At 65.1% G+C, this 15767-nt stretch carries 21 protein-coding genes; 11 read left to right on the forward strand and 10 right to left on the reverse strand.

Features of this window, described 5'->3' with window-relative positions; translation table 11 throughout:
- Positions 1-99: 99 nt before the first annotated feature.
- Positions 100-426, forward strand: a complete 327-nt coding sequence (locus AC1VS5_RS08005) for a hypothetical protein (protein WP_481218287.1) — start codon at positions 100-102, stop codon at positions 424-426.
- A 78-nt stretch (positions 427-504) separates the two neighbouring features.
- Here the strand turns inward: AC1VS5_RS08005 and feoB are convergent, their stop codons facing one another.
- Positions 505-2442: a ferrous iron transporter B gene (gene feoB / locus AC1VS5_RS08010; RefSeq protein WP_481218288.1), complete on the reverse strand. Its 1938-nt coding sequence runs from the start codon at positions 2440-2442 to the stop codon at positions 505-507.
- Positions 2439-2663 (reverse strand): FeoA family protein, encoded by a 225-nt coding sequence (locus AC1VS5_RS08015; RefSeq protein WP_019128997.1) that lies wholly within the window; start codon positions 2661-2663, stop codon positions 2439-2441. Before AC1VS5_RS08015 ends, feoB begins: the two co-directional genes overlap by 4 nt.
- A gap of 169 nt (positions 2664-2832) precedes the next feature.
- Here AC1VS5_RS08015 and AC1VS5_RS08020 point away from each other — a divergent pair, with 169 nt between their 5' ends.
- The 8 genes from AC1VS5_RS08020 to AC1VS5_RS08055 all read left to right on the forward strand — a co-directional run bounded on the left by AC1VS5_RS08020 (position 2833) and on the right by AC1VS5_RS08055 (position 9652).
- Entirely contained in the window at positions 2833-3864 is a 1032-nt protein-coding gene (locus AC1VS5_RS08020; protein ID WP_481218289.1) for a helix-turn-helix transcriptional regulator, read from the forward strand.
- Positions 3865-3964: 100 nt separating this feature from the next.
- Positions 3965-4513 carry a hypothetical protein gene (locus AC1VS5_RS08025; protein ID WP_481218290.1) on the forward strand — a complete coding sequence of 183 codons (549 nt, stop codon included), beginning with the start codon at positions 3965-3967 and terminating at the stop codon, positions 4511-4513.
- 41 nt (positions 4514-4554) lie between these two features.
- Complete coding sequence (locus AC1VS5_RS08030; protein WP_481218302.1) at positions 4555-4755, forward strand: helix-turn-helix transcriptional regulator; 201 nt, start codon at positions 4555-4557, stop codon at positions 4753-4755.
- A gap of 299 nt (positions 4756-5054) precedes the next feature.
- On the forward strand, positions 5055-5429 hold the full coding sequence (locus AC1VS5_RS08035) for a heavy-metal-associated domain-containing protein (RefSeq protein ID WP_087430389.1): 375 nt from the start codon (positions 5055-5057) through the stop codon (positions 5427-5429).
- Positions 5430-5441: 12 nt separating this feature from the next.
- A complete protein-coding gene (locus AC1VS5_RS08040) occupies positions 5442-6074 on the forward strand; it encodes a DUF6796 family protein (protein WP_481218291.1) in 633 nt (210 codons plus the stop codon).
- 264 nt (positions 6075-6338) lie between these two features.
- On the forward strand, positions 6339-6638 hold the full coding sequence (locus tag AC1VS5_RS08045; RefSeq protein ID WP_481218292.1) for a DUF6110 family protein: 300 nt from the start codon (positions 6339-6341) through the stop codon (positions 6636-6638).
- A gap of 8 nt (positions 6639-6646) precedes the next feature.
- Positions 6647-8722, forward strand: coding sequence for a heavy metal translocating P-type ATPase (locus AC1VS5_RS08050; protein ID WP_481218293.1), 2076 nt, complete (start codon positions 6647-6649; stop codon positions 8720-8722).
- 48 nt (positions 8723-8770) lie between these two features.
- Positions 8771-9652, forward strand: a complete 882-nt coding sequence (locus AC1VS5_RS08055) for an acyl-CoA thioester hydrolase/BAAT C-terminal domain-containing protein (RefSeq protein WP_297034229.1) — start codon at positions 8771-8773, stop codon at positions 9650-9652.
- A 77-nt stretch (positions 9653-9729) separates the two neighbouring features.
- On the opposite strand, the gene AC1VS5_RS08060 is transcribed toward AC1VS5_RS08055, so the two are convergent.
- From AC1VS5_RS08060 to AC1VS5_RS08085, 6 genes are all read right to left on the reverse strand, one after another.
- Positions 9730-10815 (reverse strand): heavy metal translocating P-type ATPase, encoded by a 1086-nt coding sequence (locus AC1VS5_RS08060; RefSeq protein ID WP_481218303.1) that lies wholly within the window; start codon positions 10813-10815, stop codon positions 9730-9732.
- Positions 10816-11002: 187 nt separating this feature from the next.
- Entirely contained in the window at positions 11003-12361 is a 1359-nt protein-coding gene (locus tag AC1VS5_RS08065) for an ATP-binding protein (protein ID WP_481218294.1), read from the reverse strand.
- A gap of 604 nt (positions 12362-12965) precedes the next feature.
- Positions 12966-13349 carry an MmcQ/YjbR family DNA-binding protein gene (locus AC1VS5_RS08070; protein WP_481218295.1) on the reverse strand — a complete coding sequence of 128 codons (384 nt, stop codon included), beginning with the start codon at positions 13347-13349 and terminating at the stop codon, positions 12966-12968.
- A 33-nt stretch (positions 13350-13382) separates the two neighbouring features.
- Complete coding sequence (locus AC1VS5_RS08075) at positions 13383-13703, reverse strand: type II toxin-antitoxin system PemK/MazF family toxin (protein WP_481218296.1); 321 nt, start codon at positions 13701-13703, stop codon at positions 13383-13385.
- Complete coding sequence (locus AC1VS5_RS08080) at positions 13693-13938, reverse strand: type II toxin-antitoxin system RelB/DinJ family antitoxin (RefSeq protein ID WP_270403597.1); 246 nt, start codon at positions 13936-13938, stop codon at positions 13693-13695. Before AC1VS5_RS08080 ends, AC1VS5_RS08075 begins: the two co-directional genes overlap by 11 nt.
- A gap of 119 nt (positions 13939-14057) precedes the next feature.
- On the reverse strand, positions 14058-14336 hold the full coding sequence (locus tag AC1VS5_RS08085; protein WP_481218297.1) for a hypothetical protein: 279 nt from the start codon (positions 14334-14336) through the stop codon (positions 14058-14060).
- Positions 14337-14407: 71 nt separating this feature from the next.
- Here AC1VS5_RS08085 and AC1VS5_RS08090 point away from each other — a divergent pair, with 71 nt between their 5' ends.
- Complete coding sequence (locus AC1VS5_RS08090; protein WP_481218298.1) at positions 14408-14716, forward strand: transposase; 309 nt, start codon at positions 14408-14410, stop codon at positions 14714-14716.
- On the opposite strand, the gene AC1VS5_RS08095 is transcribed toward AC1VS5_RS08090, so the two are convergent.
- Both AC1VS5_RS08095 and AC1VS5_RS08100 read right to left on the reverse strand, forming a co-directional pair.
- On the reverse strand, positions 14679-14792 hold the full coding sequence (locus tag AC1VS5_RS08095; protein ID WP_481218299.1) for an ATP-binding protein: 114 nt from the start codon (positions 14790-14792) through the stop codon (positions 14679-14681). The two genes, AC1VS5_RS08090 and AC1VS5_RS08095, sit on opposite strands and share 38 nt — an antisense overlap.
- Positions 14744-15127: an ATP-binding protein gene (locus AC1VS5_RS08100; RefSeq protein ID WP_481218300.1), complete on the reverse strand. Its 384-nt coding sequence runs from the start codon at positions 15125-15127 to the stop codon at positions 14744-14746. Before AC1VS5_RS08100 ends, AC1VS5_RS08095 begins: the two co-directional genes overlap by 49 nt.
- Before the next feature lie 164 nt (positions 15128-15291).
- Here AC1VS5_RS08100 and AC1VS5_RS08105 point away from each other — a divergent pair, with 164 nt between their 5' ends.
- Entirely contained in the window at positions 15292-15579 is a 288-nt protein-coding gene (locus AC1VS5_RS08105) for a transposase (RefSeq protein WP_481218301.1), read from the forward strand.
- Positions 15580-15767 lie beyond the last annotated feature (188 nt).

The raw sequence follows: 15767 nt of genomic DNA on the forward strand, positions 1-15767 counted from the left end.
CGAACCCGAAAGAAGCGCATGCCCATTTCAAAAAAGAAGACTTGACCAAACACAGCGGACGAGGCGGGCGTAGAGGCCGCCCGCTGCCATGAGCGCGGCGTGCGCGCCCCGCTCGGCCACGCGGCCGTCGTCGAGCACCACGACGGGGCGCTCAACGAGATCGCGCGCACGAACCCTGCGGCCCCGGGGGCGGGGCTCGTCTACGAGGGGGCGGCGAGGATGCTGCTCGGCTCCCTCGTCGGCACCGCGGTCGCGGCCCTGCCCGAGGACCGCCGGGCGCGGGTCGGGATCCTCGCCGCCATGGAGCTCGCGAACTCACGTTGGCGCGATGGCGCGAGCCAGGAGGAGGTGGCATCGGTCGCCGGCATGGGAGCTACCAGGTTCAAAAGCCTCTTCAAGCATGGCGACCGCAGGCACATCCGGTAATCGGAACCCCTCGGATGCCGCGGCGCGCCACACTTTGCTCGCCCTATCGCACCAGCCCTTCCCCTCAGGCACAACCCGCTACAAGAACAGCGCGCTCACGTGGTAGACGACGCACCCCAATAGCAGAGAGCAGCAGATGTAGAAGAGCGCCGTGATGACAGTCCACTTGGTCGAGTGCACCTCACCCCAGGTCGCCGACACGCTCGCCGCGCACGGCATGTTGAACGTGAACGCGAAGATGAACGCGAGCGCCTCGGGAGCCGAGATGGCCTGCGCCATGACCTCGCCGATGTTCGACGCCGCGGCGGCGGCGCCGGTCATGACGCCCACGAGCACGGCGTTGGGCGTCGCGGCACCCGTGAAGAGCCCCGAGAGCACCCCGAGCGCGGACTCCTTGAGCACGAGGGCGCACAACCACGCGGTGAACGTCTGCCAACCCATGCCGAAGAAGCGCGTGACCGGCTCGATGGCGGTACCGAGCGCGTAGAGCACCGACCCCTCGACGCTGCCGGTCGCGGTGTAGGTAAGCGCCCAAATCGCGAAGGCGAAGAGGGCGACGACCCGGATGGCTCGCACGAACATCTGTCGGCTCTTGAGCAGGGCGCCGCGCGCGACGTTGCCCAGATGCGGCCGATGGTACGGCGGAAGCTCCATGACCATGCCGGCGCGCTCCCCCTTGGCCACCAGGCGCGGCCCGAACACCCTGCCCACGAGCCACATGATGAGAATCGTCACGGCGAAGATGCCCACGATCACGAGCGGCGCGCCGGCCACGCCGAAGAACGCCACGGCGAGCACCGGAACCACGCCCCAGGTCGAGCCGCACGGGATGGCCCAGGCCATCATCACCGTGAGCATGCGCTGGCCCCACGAGTCGATGACGCGCGAACCCGACACGCCGCCCATCGTGCAGCCGAGGCACATGAGGAAGGGCATGAGCGACTTGCCCTGCAACCCGAAGCGCGCCATGGTGTGGTCGAACACGTAGGAGATGCGCGCCATGTAGCCCGCCTCCTCGTAGAGGCCGAACACGAGGTTGATGCCGAAGACGTAGCCCACCATCATGGTGCCGAAGCACAAACTGTTGAACACCACGCCCGCGAGGAAGCTGCCCAGAACATCGGGGGCGCCCGCCTGCGCGAGCGCGCCCGCCACGACCTGCCCGAGCGACGAGATGGCGCCGCCGAGCATCATGATGGGAATAGCCGGCACGAACGCCAGGATGAACCCGAGCAAGATCATGCCGATGGTGATGGGCTTCGACCAGCGCGAGCCCGTGACCACGCGATCGAAGCGCGAAAGCGCGTGCGGGCGCGCGGGCGCCTCCACCGCTCCGTCGAGCAGCCCCTCGATCCAGGTGAACTTCGCTGCGGCCGTGCCCTGGATCGTGTCGGGGGCGGCAGCGATCCCCTCGCGCAGGCGCGCGCCATCCACGACGGAACGCTCGCGCACCGTGCGTGCAAGCGCGTCAAGCAGCGCGCCGTATCCCTCGGGGCGCGAGGCGACGAGCGGCACCACAGGAACGCCCAGCCGCCGCGCGATAAGGACGGCGTCGATCCGCTTGCCCTGGTTCTCGGCGACGTCCATGAGGTTGAGAGCGAGCAGGCACGGCTGCTCCGGGCACGCCGCAACGAAGTCGGCGAGCATGTAGAGGCTGCGCTCGAGCTGCGACGCGTCGGCCATCACGAGCACGATGTCGGCAGCGCCCGATGCGAGGTAGTCGCGCGTCACCTCCTCTTCGGGCGAGTTGGCCGCGAGCCCGTACGAGCCGGGGAGGTCGACGACCTGGAACGCCGTGCCGCCGCGCTCGAACGTCCCCTCCTTCCGCTCCACGGTCTTGCCGGGCCAGTTGCCCACGTGCTGGCGCGCCCCCGTGAGCCCGTTGAAGAGCGTCGACTTGCCCGAGTTGGGCTGGCCGAGCAGCGCGACCGTGACGCCGCCCGCCGCCTTGCGGGCGGCAGGCTCCTTCGCGCCTCCCGCCGCGGGGCAGGAAGCCGCACATCTCTCGCAGCTCATGCGACCACCTCCACCTCGATGCGCATGCAGTCGCCGCGATCGAGCGCCACGTCGCTGTCGCGCACGTGCACGAGCACGGGCCGGTTCTTGACGTTTTGCAGGACCTCGACGGCGCATCCCTCCGTCAGCCCGATGGCCGTGACGCGCGAGACGAACCGGTCATCGCCGGATACGGATGCGATACGGGCAGAAAGCCCCGTCGCCACATCGCATAGTCTCATGGAATCGCTCCTTTCCTTAAACGGGCATGACGCCCGCGGCCACCAAAGTAAGCCTGGAACGTATGCCCCCTCAACTCCGCGATGTAGGTTCAGCTCCAAATCTCATCAAGTTAGATAAAATAAACTTTTGAGACGAATGGGGCTGGACTACGCGAACGGGAGATAGCCTATGGGAAACGCACCCTTCACCGATACGGAGAGCAACCGGGGGACGCGCCTGCGCGTCGCCTCCGGCGTCGAGCTCGTCCAAGACGCCGACGGCGTCTACGAGCTGGTGCTGTCGCACCCGGTCGGGAGCGGGTGCATGCGAGGCCGACCCCTGTCGCGCGACCTGTTCGTCGCCAACGTCGACTTCGCGTGCGAGCGGTGCCCCAACGTCCCAGAGGCCCCGTCCGTCCCCCTCCCCGCGCTCTCGCGGGGCAAATGGCTGACGATAAACCTGTGCCACGAGGGCCGCTGCGAGGTCGACATCCCGAGCGGGGGTCTGGCGACGGTCTCGGCCGGCGAGGTGTGCATCAGCTGCTCGCAGGAGCGCCCCGCCGAGTTCCGGTACCCCTCGGGACGCTACCGGGGCGTCGAGGTGTTCGTGAACACGCGTATCGCTCGATCGCCGCTTTTCTCGCTGCTCGATGACGAGGATGCCGTCGAGGCCATCGCGCGACAGGCGGGCAGCGCCGCCGTGCTCAGCGGCGACGGCGAGCTCAACGGGCATATGAGACGCATCGCCGCCCTCGTCGAAGCACCCGACAGGGCTCTGGCCACCTACGAGGTTCTCGGCTTGCTGCTTGGCCTCCAACGTCGCGACCTCTCCTGCGCCAGACCCCGCTTCATCCTCACACGCACCCAGATGCGCATCGTTGCCGCCGTGCACGACGAGCTCGAGGGCTCTCTCGACTGCGCCCACGACGCCCGCGTGCTAGCGTCGGCGTTCGGTGTGAGCGCGGCGACACTCAACCAGTACTTCTCGCGGGCATACGGGAGCACTGTCGCGGGGTACCTCCGCAAGCGGCGCATGGAGGTCGCCGCCGCCCTGCTTGCCGAGGGAGCGCGCGTCGCCGAAGCCGCCGTGCGCGTCGGCTACGCGAACCCGAGCAAGTTCTCCTCCGCGTTCAAGAGGGAATACGGAACCGCACCGAGCGAGTGGAGGCGGCGTCGATTCGGCGAGAGGGAGGGCGTTCACGAAGTCAAGGGGGAGTTCTAGGAACGCTGATGCGCGGCGGCTTGCCGGCGGCATGGTCACCGAGCCGAATCATTTTTGACCCCGGGATACTCAAGCCCGTTCGGGCAGGGGCCGAACGGGCTTGAGCGACCTTCAATCCCCGTCGGTCAACAAGGCCCTCATCCGCCTCCGTGCGCGCGCAAGGCTGTACTTCACCGCCCGCTCGGAGCAGCCCTCGCGACGGGCGATCTCCCTGACCAGGAGGCGCACGACGGTATGGGACTTCTCGTTCCCCTGCGCCTTCTACGAAGGCGTCGAGCTGTTCCTTCATCGGAGCAGCCTTGCCCGCCCGCCCGAGTTCTTCGCCGCGTGCGGCGTCAACTTGAACGAAATCGCCGCACATCTGAGGGCTGGACGCATAAGGAACTGGACGAGGGCAGCAGCGCCGGAGGAATCCCGGCTGTTTCGCGAGCTTATACCAGGCGCGGGAGATTTCGAGCATGCGCGACTCCGCCTCACGATACCCTTGCTTCTGCTCCGCATCGCAGGCTCTGGGGCGCCGCGCCGGGAGAGCGAGTCTGCCATCTACTCGAGGCGTCAGGTCGACATCGCGAAGCGCGCGGAGGCTTTATTGACGGATGACATCAGCCGGCGTAGGAGCATCGCCGAGGTGGCGGCCCCCTCGGCGTGAGACCAACCACGCTGAAAGGGTATTTCAAGGGAGTGTATGGGGTGTGCATATCGGACTACCTCTTGGACGTCCGCATGAGCCGGGCAGAGAAGCTGCTCAAACACGGTGATTCGCCGGTGGCTGACATTGCGTACGCCGTGGGTTACGCGAACGTGGGCAAGTTCTGCGAGACATTCAGACGGAAGTTCGGCATGACGCCGTTGAAATACCGTTTTCAAACTAGAAGCGCTGCACACGCGTAATCTCGGCAAAACCGGCGGGCTCCGCGCACCTGTGACATGACCGTAGCCTGCGACGGCCGGCTCGCACTCCACCCGCGCAACGTTCGCGTTCGTCGCCTAAGGCAGCCTGTCTCTCGCACGGGCAGTGCCTCCGCTCGTGCGGCTGTTATTTGCGAAGCCGACTGAACTTTGCGCGCGCTACACCCTTCTGCTCGAAATTCTTCTTTCGAACGTGCGGTTCCAAGCTCTCCGAGAGTATACTAAGGCTAACATTTTATACAAGAGCGAGCCGCCTCGTTCGAATGGAAGGAGGGAGTATCATGGCAGATTTCATCATCGTCGCAGCCGCCATCGTCCTGGTCGCCGTAATCGCCGTGCGCTATGTGCGTCGAGTTGGCTCCGGCGGTTGCGCCTGCGGCTGCAGCGACAGCGAGCGCGCACCCAAACCAAAGCGGGTCGAAGTCGCGGACACCGACGAGGCGCACTATCCGTATGCTGCGGAGCTCATTATTGGGGGCATGAGCTGCGAGGGGTGCGCGCGCAACGTCGAGAACGCGCTCAACGCGCTCGAGGGCACCTGGGCGCGCGTCGATCTTGGCCGCAATACAGCGCACATTCTGTCGAAGACGCCCATTGACCGCGAAGCCTGCGCACAGGCTGTCCGAGACGCCGGCTATTCCGTGCGCGACCTGTAGGATGGGAGAACCATGCCACTCGTCCTCACATTCATCGCCCTCGGCCTTCTCGGATCGCTGCTCATGTTCGCCGGCGACATGCTGCTCTACTTCACGCCCGGCGCCTACGACATGGACGGCACGCTCAAGCCCTATATGCACGTCATGAGAGGCATTCCCGCCGCGCGCGTGCGCGTGGGAGGGGCGCTGGGACCCGTCGCCGCCTTCCTCTACGTGCTCGGTTTTCTGGCGCTTCCCCTTACGGCGCGCGGCGACCTCGCCTGGCTCGTCTGGCTTGCGGCAGCCATCCTTGCCTTCGCGCTCATCTGCGGCGGCGCCTACCACGCGCAGTACGCCTATCTCTCCATCATCGCTAAAGCGGAGCATGAGGACCTCTACGAGGAGGTATCCGCCAACATTATGCTCATCATGCGGCTGGCGACGACTCCTATGTACGCCGGGTTCATCCTGCTCGCCGCCGCCATCACGCTGGGGCAAACTGTCTTCCCGGCCTGGTTTGTCGTCTTCACGCCCATCGTGACGAGCTTTTTTGGGCTCGTGTGGATGCGCGTGCCACAACCAGCGCGGTGCATTCTCTTCGGCGGGTGGAGCAACCTCGTGTTCACGATCATGTTCACTGCGATGCTCATCTGCCTGCTCGCCTAATCACCACCGAACCTATACTATATGCAGACCGTCACGATCGTCTGCGGATCGCTTGTCGGCGGTCCTCCCTCGCCGCATCGAACGCCAGCCGCCCGCCGGGAAAGCGCTCCGCCATGGATGCGACCAGCCGTCGCATTCTTTCGAATTCTTGACAGCAAGTTCTTCCCAATTCGCAAATCACACCACTCCCCTCCTCAGAGTGAGCTACAGTTAACTTGTAATTGTTTACCAAGGCGTACTGTTGTGCGCGGAAAGGAGTTTCGCATGAGTGCTCTGGGCTTTCTCAAGGGGACGCACGGTCTGCTTCTGGGTGCCGGCGTACTGATCGGGTCTGTCGGCGCCAAGGTGCTTACGAGCGACGGGGCGAAACGCGTCTACGTCGAAGCCGTCGCGGCTGGGCTGCGCGCGAAGCAGGCCTGTGAAGACACCGTCGAACGCACGCGAGCCGAGATGGACGACATCGTCGCCGAAGCCGCGTATCTCAATGAAAGCGTCTACGGCGTCGAGAACGAGGAAGACGGCGCGTCGGATACCGCCGCAGAGACCGTCCCCTCTAAGGCGTAGGCGCGCCCGTGCGATACGTCATCGAACACGAGGTGCCGGGGCGGCTGCGCCTTACGTTTGCCGATCACCTTGACGCGTCCGACGCCCTCGCCCTCGAGGCCTCGCTCTCTTCGTGGACAGGCGTCGAGCGCGTGCGCTCCTACCCGCGCATTCGCTCGGTCGCCATCTGGTACCGCGACGCCCTTGCAAGAACCGCCCTGCTCGATCGGCTGAACGAGCTCAGCCGCGTCCAGCTCGATGCGGTGCGCGCCCAGGCGCCCACGGCGCTCGCACCCGCGGTCCCGTCCGCCGCGCGCAGCATCATCCGCCTAGTGGGCAACCATCTCATCCGCCGCTGGCTCCTCCCGCCCGCATTGAGGGCGGTATGGGCCGGCCTTCACTACCTCGGGTTTCTGCGCGCCGGCCTCACCTCGCTCATGCGGCACCGCCTCGATGTGCCGGTACTCGACGCCACGGCCATCGGCCTGTCGTTTGTCAAGCGCGACCCCAAAACCGCGGCGAGCACCATGTTCCTCCTCGACCTGGGAGAGGTCCTCGAGGACGCCACCCGTGAGCGCTCAGAGCACGAACTCATTCGCTCCCTCATGGCCATTCCCCAAAACGCCCGGCGCCTCGAGGACGGCGAGGAGGTCACCGTGCCCACCCAGAGTCTCCGCGCAGGCGACCTCGTCGTGGCGCGCACCGGCATGCCCGTGTGCGTCGACGGCGTGGTGGTACGCGGTGCGGCCATGGTCAACCAGGCGGCACTCACCGGCGAGCCGCTTGCCGTCGAGCGCATGGCCGGCGACGACGTCTTCGCCGGCACCGCGGTCGAAGAGGGCGAGATCGTCATCCGCGTGGGCGCCGAGCCCGCATCGACCAAGCTCCGCTCCATCGTGAATCTCGTTGAAGCCTCCGAGCAGCTCAAAAGCGAGATCCAGACGCGCCGCGAGCACCTCGCGGACCGCTTCGTGCCGTGGAACTTCCTGCTTGCAGGGCTTGTGGCGGCGACCACGAAAAGCCTTGCCAAGACATCGGCCGCCCTCATGGTCGACTACTCCTGCGCCCTCAGGCTCACGTCGTCCATCAGCGTGCTCGCCGCCATGAGCCAGAGCGCGCACGAGGGCATGGCCGTCAAGGGTGCCAAGCATTTCGAGGCCATCGCCGCCGCCGACACCATCGTGTTCGATAAGACGGGAACGCTCACCGAGGCGACGCCCCGGGTCGCGCGCGTGCTCGCCCTCGTGCCCGATTGGACCGAGGACGAGGTGCTGCGCACCTCGGCCTGCCTGGAGGAGCATTTCCCGCATCCCGTGGCGCGCGCCGTGGTGGCGGCCGCCGCCGCGCGCGGCCTCGAGCATCGCGAACGCCATGCCGAGGTCGCCTATATCGTGGCGCACGGCATCGCATCGGCGCTCGATGGCAAGCGCATCGTCATCGGTAGTCGCCACTTCGTGATGGAGGACGAGCACGTCGAAGTCGCCCCCGAGGCAGAGGCGCGCATCAACGGCGACCTCGAAGGCCTCTCACCGCTCTACCTCGCCCAAGACGGAAAGCTGGTGGGCGTGCTCGGCATCGAAGATCCCTTAAAGGCAGGAGCGCCCGAGGCAATTGCGGCACTTCGCTCGCAGGGCATCGGCCACATCATCATGCTCACCGGCGATAACGAGCGCACCGCCGCACGCATCGCCGCCGAGGCGGGCATCACCGAGTACCGGGCTGACCTGCTCCCCGAGGACAAGCATGCCTACGTGGAGGCGCTCGTGGCTCGCGGACAACGCGTCGTCATGGTGGGTGACGGCGTTAACGACGCGCCGGCGCTCTCCGCCGCCGATGTGGGCATCGCCATGGGCACGGGCACCGCCATCGCGCAGGAGGTCGCCGACGTCACGCTCGCCGCGGGCGGGCTCGACGCCATCGTGCGCCTGCACGCGCTCAGCCGCTCCCTCATGGGGCGCCTCGACCGCTCGTTCACCGCGGTTATGGGCATCAACTCGGCGCTTCTCGCTGCGGGAATCGTCGGCATCATCCGACCCCAGACCTCGGCGCTCCTGCACAACGGCACCACCATCGCGCTGGCCGCAGAAAGCGCTCGACGTCTCTAGGAAGCATCAATCGGTCCGCTGTGGGGCCTGTCGTTGGGAAGTGGAGGCATGGAACGGTTCACCGTCGAGCAAGACGGCTTCTTCGGATTCCTCCACTTGCCGGAGCGGCACGTCGAAGCGTACTCCGGCAAGGCTCTCATCGTGCTCGGCGGCAGCGAGGGCAACGAGAACATCCCGCGCAACCTCGGTGCGCGTTTCGCACGGGAGGGCATCGCGGCGCTCGGCCTGTGCTACTGGAACGTGCCGGGACTCCCCGATGAGCTCATCGAGGTGCCGATCGAGCCAATCGAACGTGCCGTCGCCTATCTCCGGCAGCGTGGCTTTGACCGCGTGGGGATCTACGGCATCTCTAAGGGCGGCGAGCTGGCGCTTCTCGCCGCCTCGCTCATGCCTCAGATCACCTGCGTCGTCGCCATCTCCCCGCTCGCCTGCGCCATGCCGGGCATCACCGGCAACAAAAGCCTTGCCGGCAAGGGTCTGAGCGACCGCTCCAGCTGGACCTGGCGCGGCGAGCCCGTGCCCTGCGCGCGGGGCGGCGGGAGGCTCCCCTACCTCGGCATCATCCGCCGTATCGTCACCGAGCGCCAGCTCGACATGCGCTTCGTCTACGAGCGGATCGTCGAGCGCGCGCCCAAGGAGGCCTGGATTGCCGTGGAGCGCATCAACGGGCCCGTCCTTCTCGCCAGCCCCTCGCATGACGCCATGTGGCCGAGCGACGAGGCCTGTCGGATCGTCGAGCAGTGCCTCGCCAAGCACGCCCATCCCTTCGAGATCACGCGACGCTCCTACGAGTACGCGAGCCACATCCTCGTGCCCATGGAGACACCCTCGCTCAAGCTCTTCCGCGTCGAGCGCGCCCACCCCGAAGCATGCCGGCAAAGCCGCGAGGACGCCTTCACCCAGACGCTCGCGTTTCTCGCCCGGTGGTAACGGATGCTTCTACAGCGACGCCTCGTAAGCGTCAATCATCAAGCTCGCCGCTAGGCCGAATACCGCCCCTAGCAGCCTTACCGAACGCGTGGCTTCCATCCCAGTAGAAGCGCGGAGTTGACGATAACGAGCACCGAGCCCGCGTTGTGCACGAGGGCGCCCACCACAGGGTTCAGGACACCCGAGATGGCGAGCGCGATCGCGATAAAGTTGAGCGTCATCGAGAACGTGAGGTTGATCTTGATGGTCGTCATCATGCGGCGGGAGAGGCGCAGGAGGTGCGGCAGCTCGGCGATGTCATCGTTCACGAGCGCGATGTCCGCCGCGTCGACGGCGATATCGCTGCCGACGCCTCCCATGGCGATGCCCACAAGCGCGCGCTTGAGCGCAGGCGCGTCGTTGACGCCGTCGCCGACCATACAAACGCCCTTGCCCGCGCGCTCCGAGTCATCGATAAAGGAGAGCTTGTCCTCGGGCAGGCAGGCGGCCTTGTAGGTGGTGATGCCGAGTTCGGCAGCCACGTGGGCGGCCGCCGCCTCGTGGTCCCCCGTGAGGAGCACCGGCTCCACGCCCGTCTCCCACACTGCCGAAAGCGTAGCGGTGGCGTTCTCGCGCACGCGGTCGGCGAGCGCGATGAACCCCGCTGCCGTGTCGCCCCAGCCGAGATAGGTGATCGTTGCCCCCTCGGCGCGCGTAGCGTCCACGCGCCTCCCCAGCGCGTCCGGTATAGCCAGACCGTGCTCCGCCAGCAGCGCAGCGCTGCCGGCGTACACCGTGCGCCCGCCCACCTCGGCCACTACGCCGCGACCGGGCACCATGGCAAAGGACGTTGGGTCCTTCGGCGCCGCTCCGGCGTGCTCCGTGGCCGCGGCCACGATGGCGCGCCCGAGGGGGTGCTCGGATCGCTTCTCGGCCGCGCCGGCAACCGCGAGCAACGCGTCCTCGCTCACGTCCTTCTCGCCCGCACACACGGCAACCACCTGCGGCTCCCCCGTGGTGAGCGTGCCCGTCTTGTCAAAGCACACGCGCCTGACCTGCGCCAGGCGCTCGAGCGCGTCCCCCTCACGCACCAGAAAGCCGTGCCTGGTGGCGTTGCCGATCGCCGCCATGATGGCCGTGGGTGTGGCGAGCACGAGCGCACACGGGCAAAAGACGACGAGGATGAATGGCGGTGCAGTTCAGATATGCGCGATGAGGCAGGCTTCCAACAACTCAAACTGTGTTGGTCGGCGCGGTTCAGGGCGCCGGCGTATCTCCGCACTCAGCAGAATCCTAGGACTCCTTCGTCCGGAACCGTCGGCAACCCTGGACGCCGGCGGAGCAATCGCACATATCCAAACTGCGCCCCCATTATGTCCGTAGTGGCATATTGTGGCTTATATTCGGCCGCTCAAGAATGTCCGGAAAGGCATTGGCGGCGTAGAGCGGCACGTTTACCAGCCAGTCCTGTTTCTTAAGCCCGCGCAGCGAGAAGCGCGCAGCACGCCCGAGCCCATAGTCCCGCACGAATGCGGCGAGGCTTCCCCCGGCGATGTTCTCGTCTGCCTTGACCTCAACAGGGACGGGGCACCCCGCAACCTCGAGCAGGAAGTCGACCTCGCCCTTCTTCTGCTTGCCGTCCGCCGACCAGTAGTACGGCACCGCACCGCCCGCCACGAGCTGCTGGCACACGAACTGCTCGGCATAAACGCCCTTGTACTCAGTGAAGAGCCGGTTCCCCTCCACGAGCACGCGAGGCTCGAGCCCCGTCGCCGCGCCCAGAAGTCCGATGTCAAGCAGGTAGAGCTTGAAGTACATCTCGTCGGCATACCCTTTGAGCGGGATCCCCGGTTTGGTCACACGCGGAATCTTAGTAACCAGGCCAGCATCGACAAGCCATGCGACAGCATCTCGATAGTCCCGCCCGCGTCCGCCTTCTCGGACGGATGCATAGCTGAACCGACGAAGGTCGCTCTCCCGCGCAAGCTGAACGGGCACCGAATGCCAGATCTGACGGATGCGTTCCACCTCGAGAGCACTCTCGACGTGCTTCGAGAAGTCATGCTCGTAATCCGCAAGCAGCGTCTGCTGCACCGCCCGTGCCGCCGCAAAATCCCCGGTCTCGCTGTAGCGGCACACCGCCTCGGGCATTCCTCCCACGTAGTAGTAGATGCGCAAAAGATCAGTCAGACGCTCGGAGAAGACGCTGATGAGATCGGCGTCACCCTGGGAAACCGCGTCTGCAAGTGCAGAGTTGCCGATTTCGCGCACGAACTCGTCGAACGAGAACGGATGCAGATCGAGGTAATCGACCTTCCCGACGGGCCACGACGTGCCGTCCCCATCCTTCTCACGTTCCCGGTTGAGAGCCACGCCGAGGAGGGATCCCGCTGCGACAACAGGCACGTCTGGCCGCTGCTCGCAGAACATCTTCAAAGCGGTGATGGCACGCGGGCACTCCTGAATCTCGTCGAGAAACACGAGCGTTCTACCGTCACGGGGATTGGTTCCCGTCGCCGCGCCGATGATGGTAAGCAAGCGATCCGCATCGAGGCTTCCCGCGAAAGCCCGTTTCATATCCTCGTTCTCCAAGAACACGACGTGGGCAACGGAATCGTAGCGATTCGCCCCAAAAGTAAGGACGAGCCATGTCTTTCCCACCTGACGGGCACCGTTGACAATGAGCGGCTTGCGATGGGGGCTGTCGCTCCAAGCGAGGAGCTTTATCATGGCGTTGCGATACATCCTCGACCTCGATTCTGGCGGATACCGAAATCGGCATTCACCTTATTTTGGCGGAAACCGAAATCGGTATCAACCAATTTATGGCAGAAGCCGAAATCGGCATTCGCCATCATGACAAAAGCTCAAAGCGAGTCCGCCCGCAGCATCTGCTATATGATATGGAACAGGCAAAGACAAGGTGGCGGTTACGGAGCAACAGTACGATAGACAGCAAACGGGTAAAGGAAATCTTGTCTGCGCTCGGCGCAGATTTGTGCGGCATCGCGAGTATGGATAGGTTTGCCAACGCGTCGAAGGGCTATCATCCCCTCGATGTGTTTCCAGCGTGCAAGTCGGCGATCTCGCTTGGATGCAGATTTCCAGTTGGCGCGCTAAACAGCAAATCAGACGTCCCCTATACGATGGTGAGAAATGCCATTACACGCAAACTGGATGCAATGGCCTTGGATTTCTGCATTGAGCTGGAACGGCATCAGGTGACGTGTGTCCCCGTTCCTACGAACGAAAGCCAATTCATCGGGGCGCCTCTCGCACGGGCTCCTCTCGCCCATTGCAGGCAACCGCCCCGTCGCCAGCGCAGGCCGTGCCGCTACACGTCAGAAACCTCCCGCTGAACGCGCTTGGGCAACTTGGAGAAGACGAGGTCGTAGCTCATGTCGCACAGGTCGAGCACGAGGCCCTCGGGCAGATCGGCGTCCAGGTCGACGGAGATCCACGTGCGCCCGTCGGAGTAGTAGCCGGGCAGCACCGCGCCCGGGTACTCAGCGCGCAGCTCGAGGATGCGGTCGGGGTCGCACTTGAGCGACAGCAGGTGACGTCCCGCGTAGGGTGCCTTGGCGTCAGCGGAGGCCGTGAACTCGCAAGCGAACTGCCTGTCGCCCACCCAGTAGACCATCCAGCCCCACTTCTCGTGGAGCGCCTTGGTAGTGCCGGGGCGCGAGAGCAGGCGAGCGTCTATGCGCGAAAGATCCATGACGGCACAACTCCCATACTTTGCAGAACGTGGCTATGAGAGTCCCAGAACGAGTGCGAGCTTCTCCGTAACCTCGTCCATCCGATCTCTCTCCAAGATGCCGATTCGCTTGCCTAACATGCCGCGACTGACCGAAGCAATCTTATCCGTCATCACGAAACTCGTGCGCTCGAGGCCGTTTTCTGCGGAGGGCTCGACCCGGACGCGTGTCGGCATGCCAGAACTCTCAAACGTCGTCATCAGACAGAGCACGACAGAATCGAAGCCGATTATCTCGTCGCTCTGCACAATGACAACCGGTCGCGCCTTGCTTGCGTAAAGATCATCTCGCATCGTCCAGATCTCACCGCGCATCGCTCATCATCCTCAACGCGAGCCGATCTGAAAACTCCGCCGCCTCCTGCTCGGAAGCGAATGCCTCGACCTTAGGTTCAGGCAAGCGCACGTCAAACGGAAAGCCGCGATGGGCGTTGAACGCAGACACGAAGATGCGCATGGCATCCGCCGGCGTCGTGCCCAGCAGGCGGGTCGTCTCGCGAAAACGCGCCGCTTCGGCATCTTCTACTCGTGTAGCAAGCTGCGAACTCATAACAACCTCCAACACATTGTTGAAATTTGCTATGTATTGTACCCAACGTGCACTATCTCAGTCTACTTTGAGCACGATGACGGGAGCCGTCGCCGCGAAGCACCAAGGGCTCTGTCTAATCAGTCCTCGAGAGCCTTCAGCGCTGCCCCGCGGGCGTGAATGAGCGTCGTGTCGAAGAGCGAAACGCCCGTGTCCTCAGAGCGCACGAGCAGGCCGATTTCCGTGCAGCCGTGGATGACCCCCTGCGCCGCGCGCGCCCGCTCGAAGGGGGCTCCCCCTTGGGCGCCCTCGTCACGCTTGCCGAGCGGGAGCACCATCACGGCCTCCCCGTCGTCGCCAGAGACCTCTTGAAAGCCAAGTCGCTCGTAGAGGCGCGCGGCGGGGTTGGAGCGCTGCACCGAGTGATGTGGCTATACTTATTTGGACAGCCTGATGAGAGTCCGAGGGCCCCTCGAGGAAGGGAGGCCCCATGCGGGATCCGAAGCACCCCAGGCAGTTCACCGAGGAGTTCAGGAGGCAGATAGTCGCTCTGGTGGACTCCGGCAAGCCCCGCGCCGAGGTGATGCGCGAGTGCGACCTCGGCAAGTCGACGCTCGACCGCTGGATCCGCCGCGCGCACGCGTGCGGCTCCACCGCCGTGTTAGCGTCAATCTATTTCTTGCCACATTCGCCAATATACCTATGCCAGATGCGCCAATGGCGATGCGCCATGCACGCCAACGCATTTTCACCGGCTCTGGTCAATCCCTCCTCTTGTTGTCCGCCGGCAGGTCCTTGAGCCTGTACGACCTGCCCGTGATCTTTATCAGGGTGCAGTGGTGGCAGAGCCTGTCCGCGATCGCGCTGGCGGCCACCTCGTCTCCGAAGACCTTGGCCCAGCCCCGATGCCCACGTTCGTCGTCACGATCGTCGACCGCTGCTCGTAGCGCGTGCTCACGAGCTGGAACAGCAGGTCGGCCCCGCCCTCGTCGATGTCCAGGTACCCGAGCTCGTCGATTATCAGCAGCTTCGAATGGGCGTAGTACTTCAGCCTCTTCTTGAGGATGCCCCTGCCCTGGGCGTCCTTGAGGTCGTCCACGAGCCGGGCGCAGTCTATGAACTTCACCTCCCTGCCCGCCTTGACGGCCTCGATCCCGATGGTGGTCGCCAGGTGGGTCTTGCCGACGCCCGGGCTGCCGACGAGCAGCACGTTCTCGGTGCGTCGTCGGCGAGCTCGGCCGTCATGCGGGCCGACATCGACCAGCCGACGATCTTCCTGGACCAGATGTCCTGAATCTGAATCTCCCCCGTTTCCGTTGACACATCGAGTTCCGTTTGGGCATGATGCCGTAAACGGGGAAAGGGGGGCATGGGATGGGACATCCGTCGCCCAGGTATTCGGCAGGGTTCAAGCAGCAGGCGGTGAGGCTGTACAGGGAGCGGGGCGGTACCTACGCGGAGACCGCCCGCGAGCTCGGCGTCGACCCGGGGAGCCTGTCGGAATGGGTCAAAAGGGCCGACGCCGCGCAGGCGCCGGCAGGTGACAACCCCTTCCAGATGGCGGAGGACCTCCGCAGGCTGAGGCGCGAGAACGGACGGCTGAAGAGGGAGAACGAGATACTTTTAAAAGCGAGCGCCTTCCTCACCGGCAGGCAGCTGTAGGCTCGCAGGCGGAGAGGGCGAGGTTCGCTTTCATCCTGCTCAACGAGGGCGCCTGGAGCATATCCGAGATGTGCGCGGCCCTCCATGTCACCAGGCAGGGCTACCACGCATGGAGAAAGCGGCCGCCGAGCGCGCACGACCTGCGCGACGCCGAGCCGGCCGCGGCGACCTCCGAGATATACACCGCC

It is taken from the genome of Enorma sp., assembly GCF_982429025.1.

What these genes read in the sequence shown, in the direction of transcription:
- feoB (WP_481218288.1), bottom strand. Translation starts at nt 2,442, where the DNA reads ATGAGCTGCGAGAGATGTGCGGCTTCCTGCCCCGCGGCGGGAGGCGCG.
- AC1VS5_RS08015 (WP_019128997.1), bottom strand. Translation starts at nt 2,663, where the DNA reads ATGAGACTATGCGATGTGGCGACGGGGCTTTCTGCCCGTATCGCATCC.
- AC1VS5_RS08020 (WP_481218289.1), top strand. Translation starts at nt 2,833, where the DNA reads ATGGGAAACGCACCCTTCACCGATACGGAGAGCAACCGGGGGACGCGC.
- AC1VS5_RS08035 (WP_087430389.1), top strand. Translation starts at nt 5,055, where the DNA reads ATGGCAGATTTCATCATCGTCGCAGCCGCCATCGTCCTGGTCGCCGTA.
- AC1VS5_RS08040 (WP_481218291.1), top strand. Translation starts at nt 5,442, where the DNA reads ATGCCACTCGTCCTCACATTCATCGCCCTCGGCCTTCTCGGATCGCTG.
- AC1VS5_RS08045 (WP_481218292.1), top strand. Translation starts at nt 6,339, where the DNA reads ATGAGTGCTCTGGGCTTTCTCAAGGGGACGCACGGTCTGCTTCTGGGT.
- AC1VS5_RS08055 (WP_297034229.1), top strand. Translation starts at nt 8,771, where the DNA reads ATGGAACGGTTCACCGTCGAGCAAGACGGCTTCTTCGGATTCCTCCAC.
- AC1VS5_RS08065 (WP_481218294.1), bottom strand. Translation starts at nt 12,361, where the DNA reads ATGATAAAGCTCCTCGCTTGGAGCGACAGCCCCCATCGCAAGCCGCTC.
- AC1VS5_RS08070 (WP_481218295.1), bottom strand. Translation starts at nt 13,349, where the DNA reads ATGGATCTTTCGCGCATAGACGCTCGCCTGCTCTCGCGCCCCGGCACT.
- AC1VS5_RS08075 (WP_481218296.1), bottom strand. Translation starts at nt 13,703, where the DNA reads ATGCGCGGTGAGATCTGGACGATGCGAGATGATCTTTACGCAAGCAAG.
- AC1VS5_RS08080 (WP_270403597.1), bottom strand. Translation starts at nt 13,938, where the DNA reads ATGAGTTCGCAGCTTGCTACACGAGTAGAAGATGCCGAAGCGGCGCGT.
- AC1VS5_RS08090 (WP_481218298.1), top strand. Translation starts at nt 14,408, where the DNA reads ATGCGGGATCCGAAGCACCCCAGGCAGTTCACCGAGGAGTTCAGGAGG.
- AC1VS5_RS08105 (WP_481218301.1), top strand. Translation starts at nt 15,292, where the DNA reads ATGGGACATCCGTCGCCCAGGTATTCGGCAGGGTTCAAGCAGCAGGCG.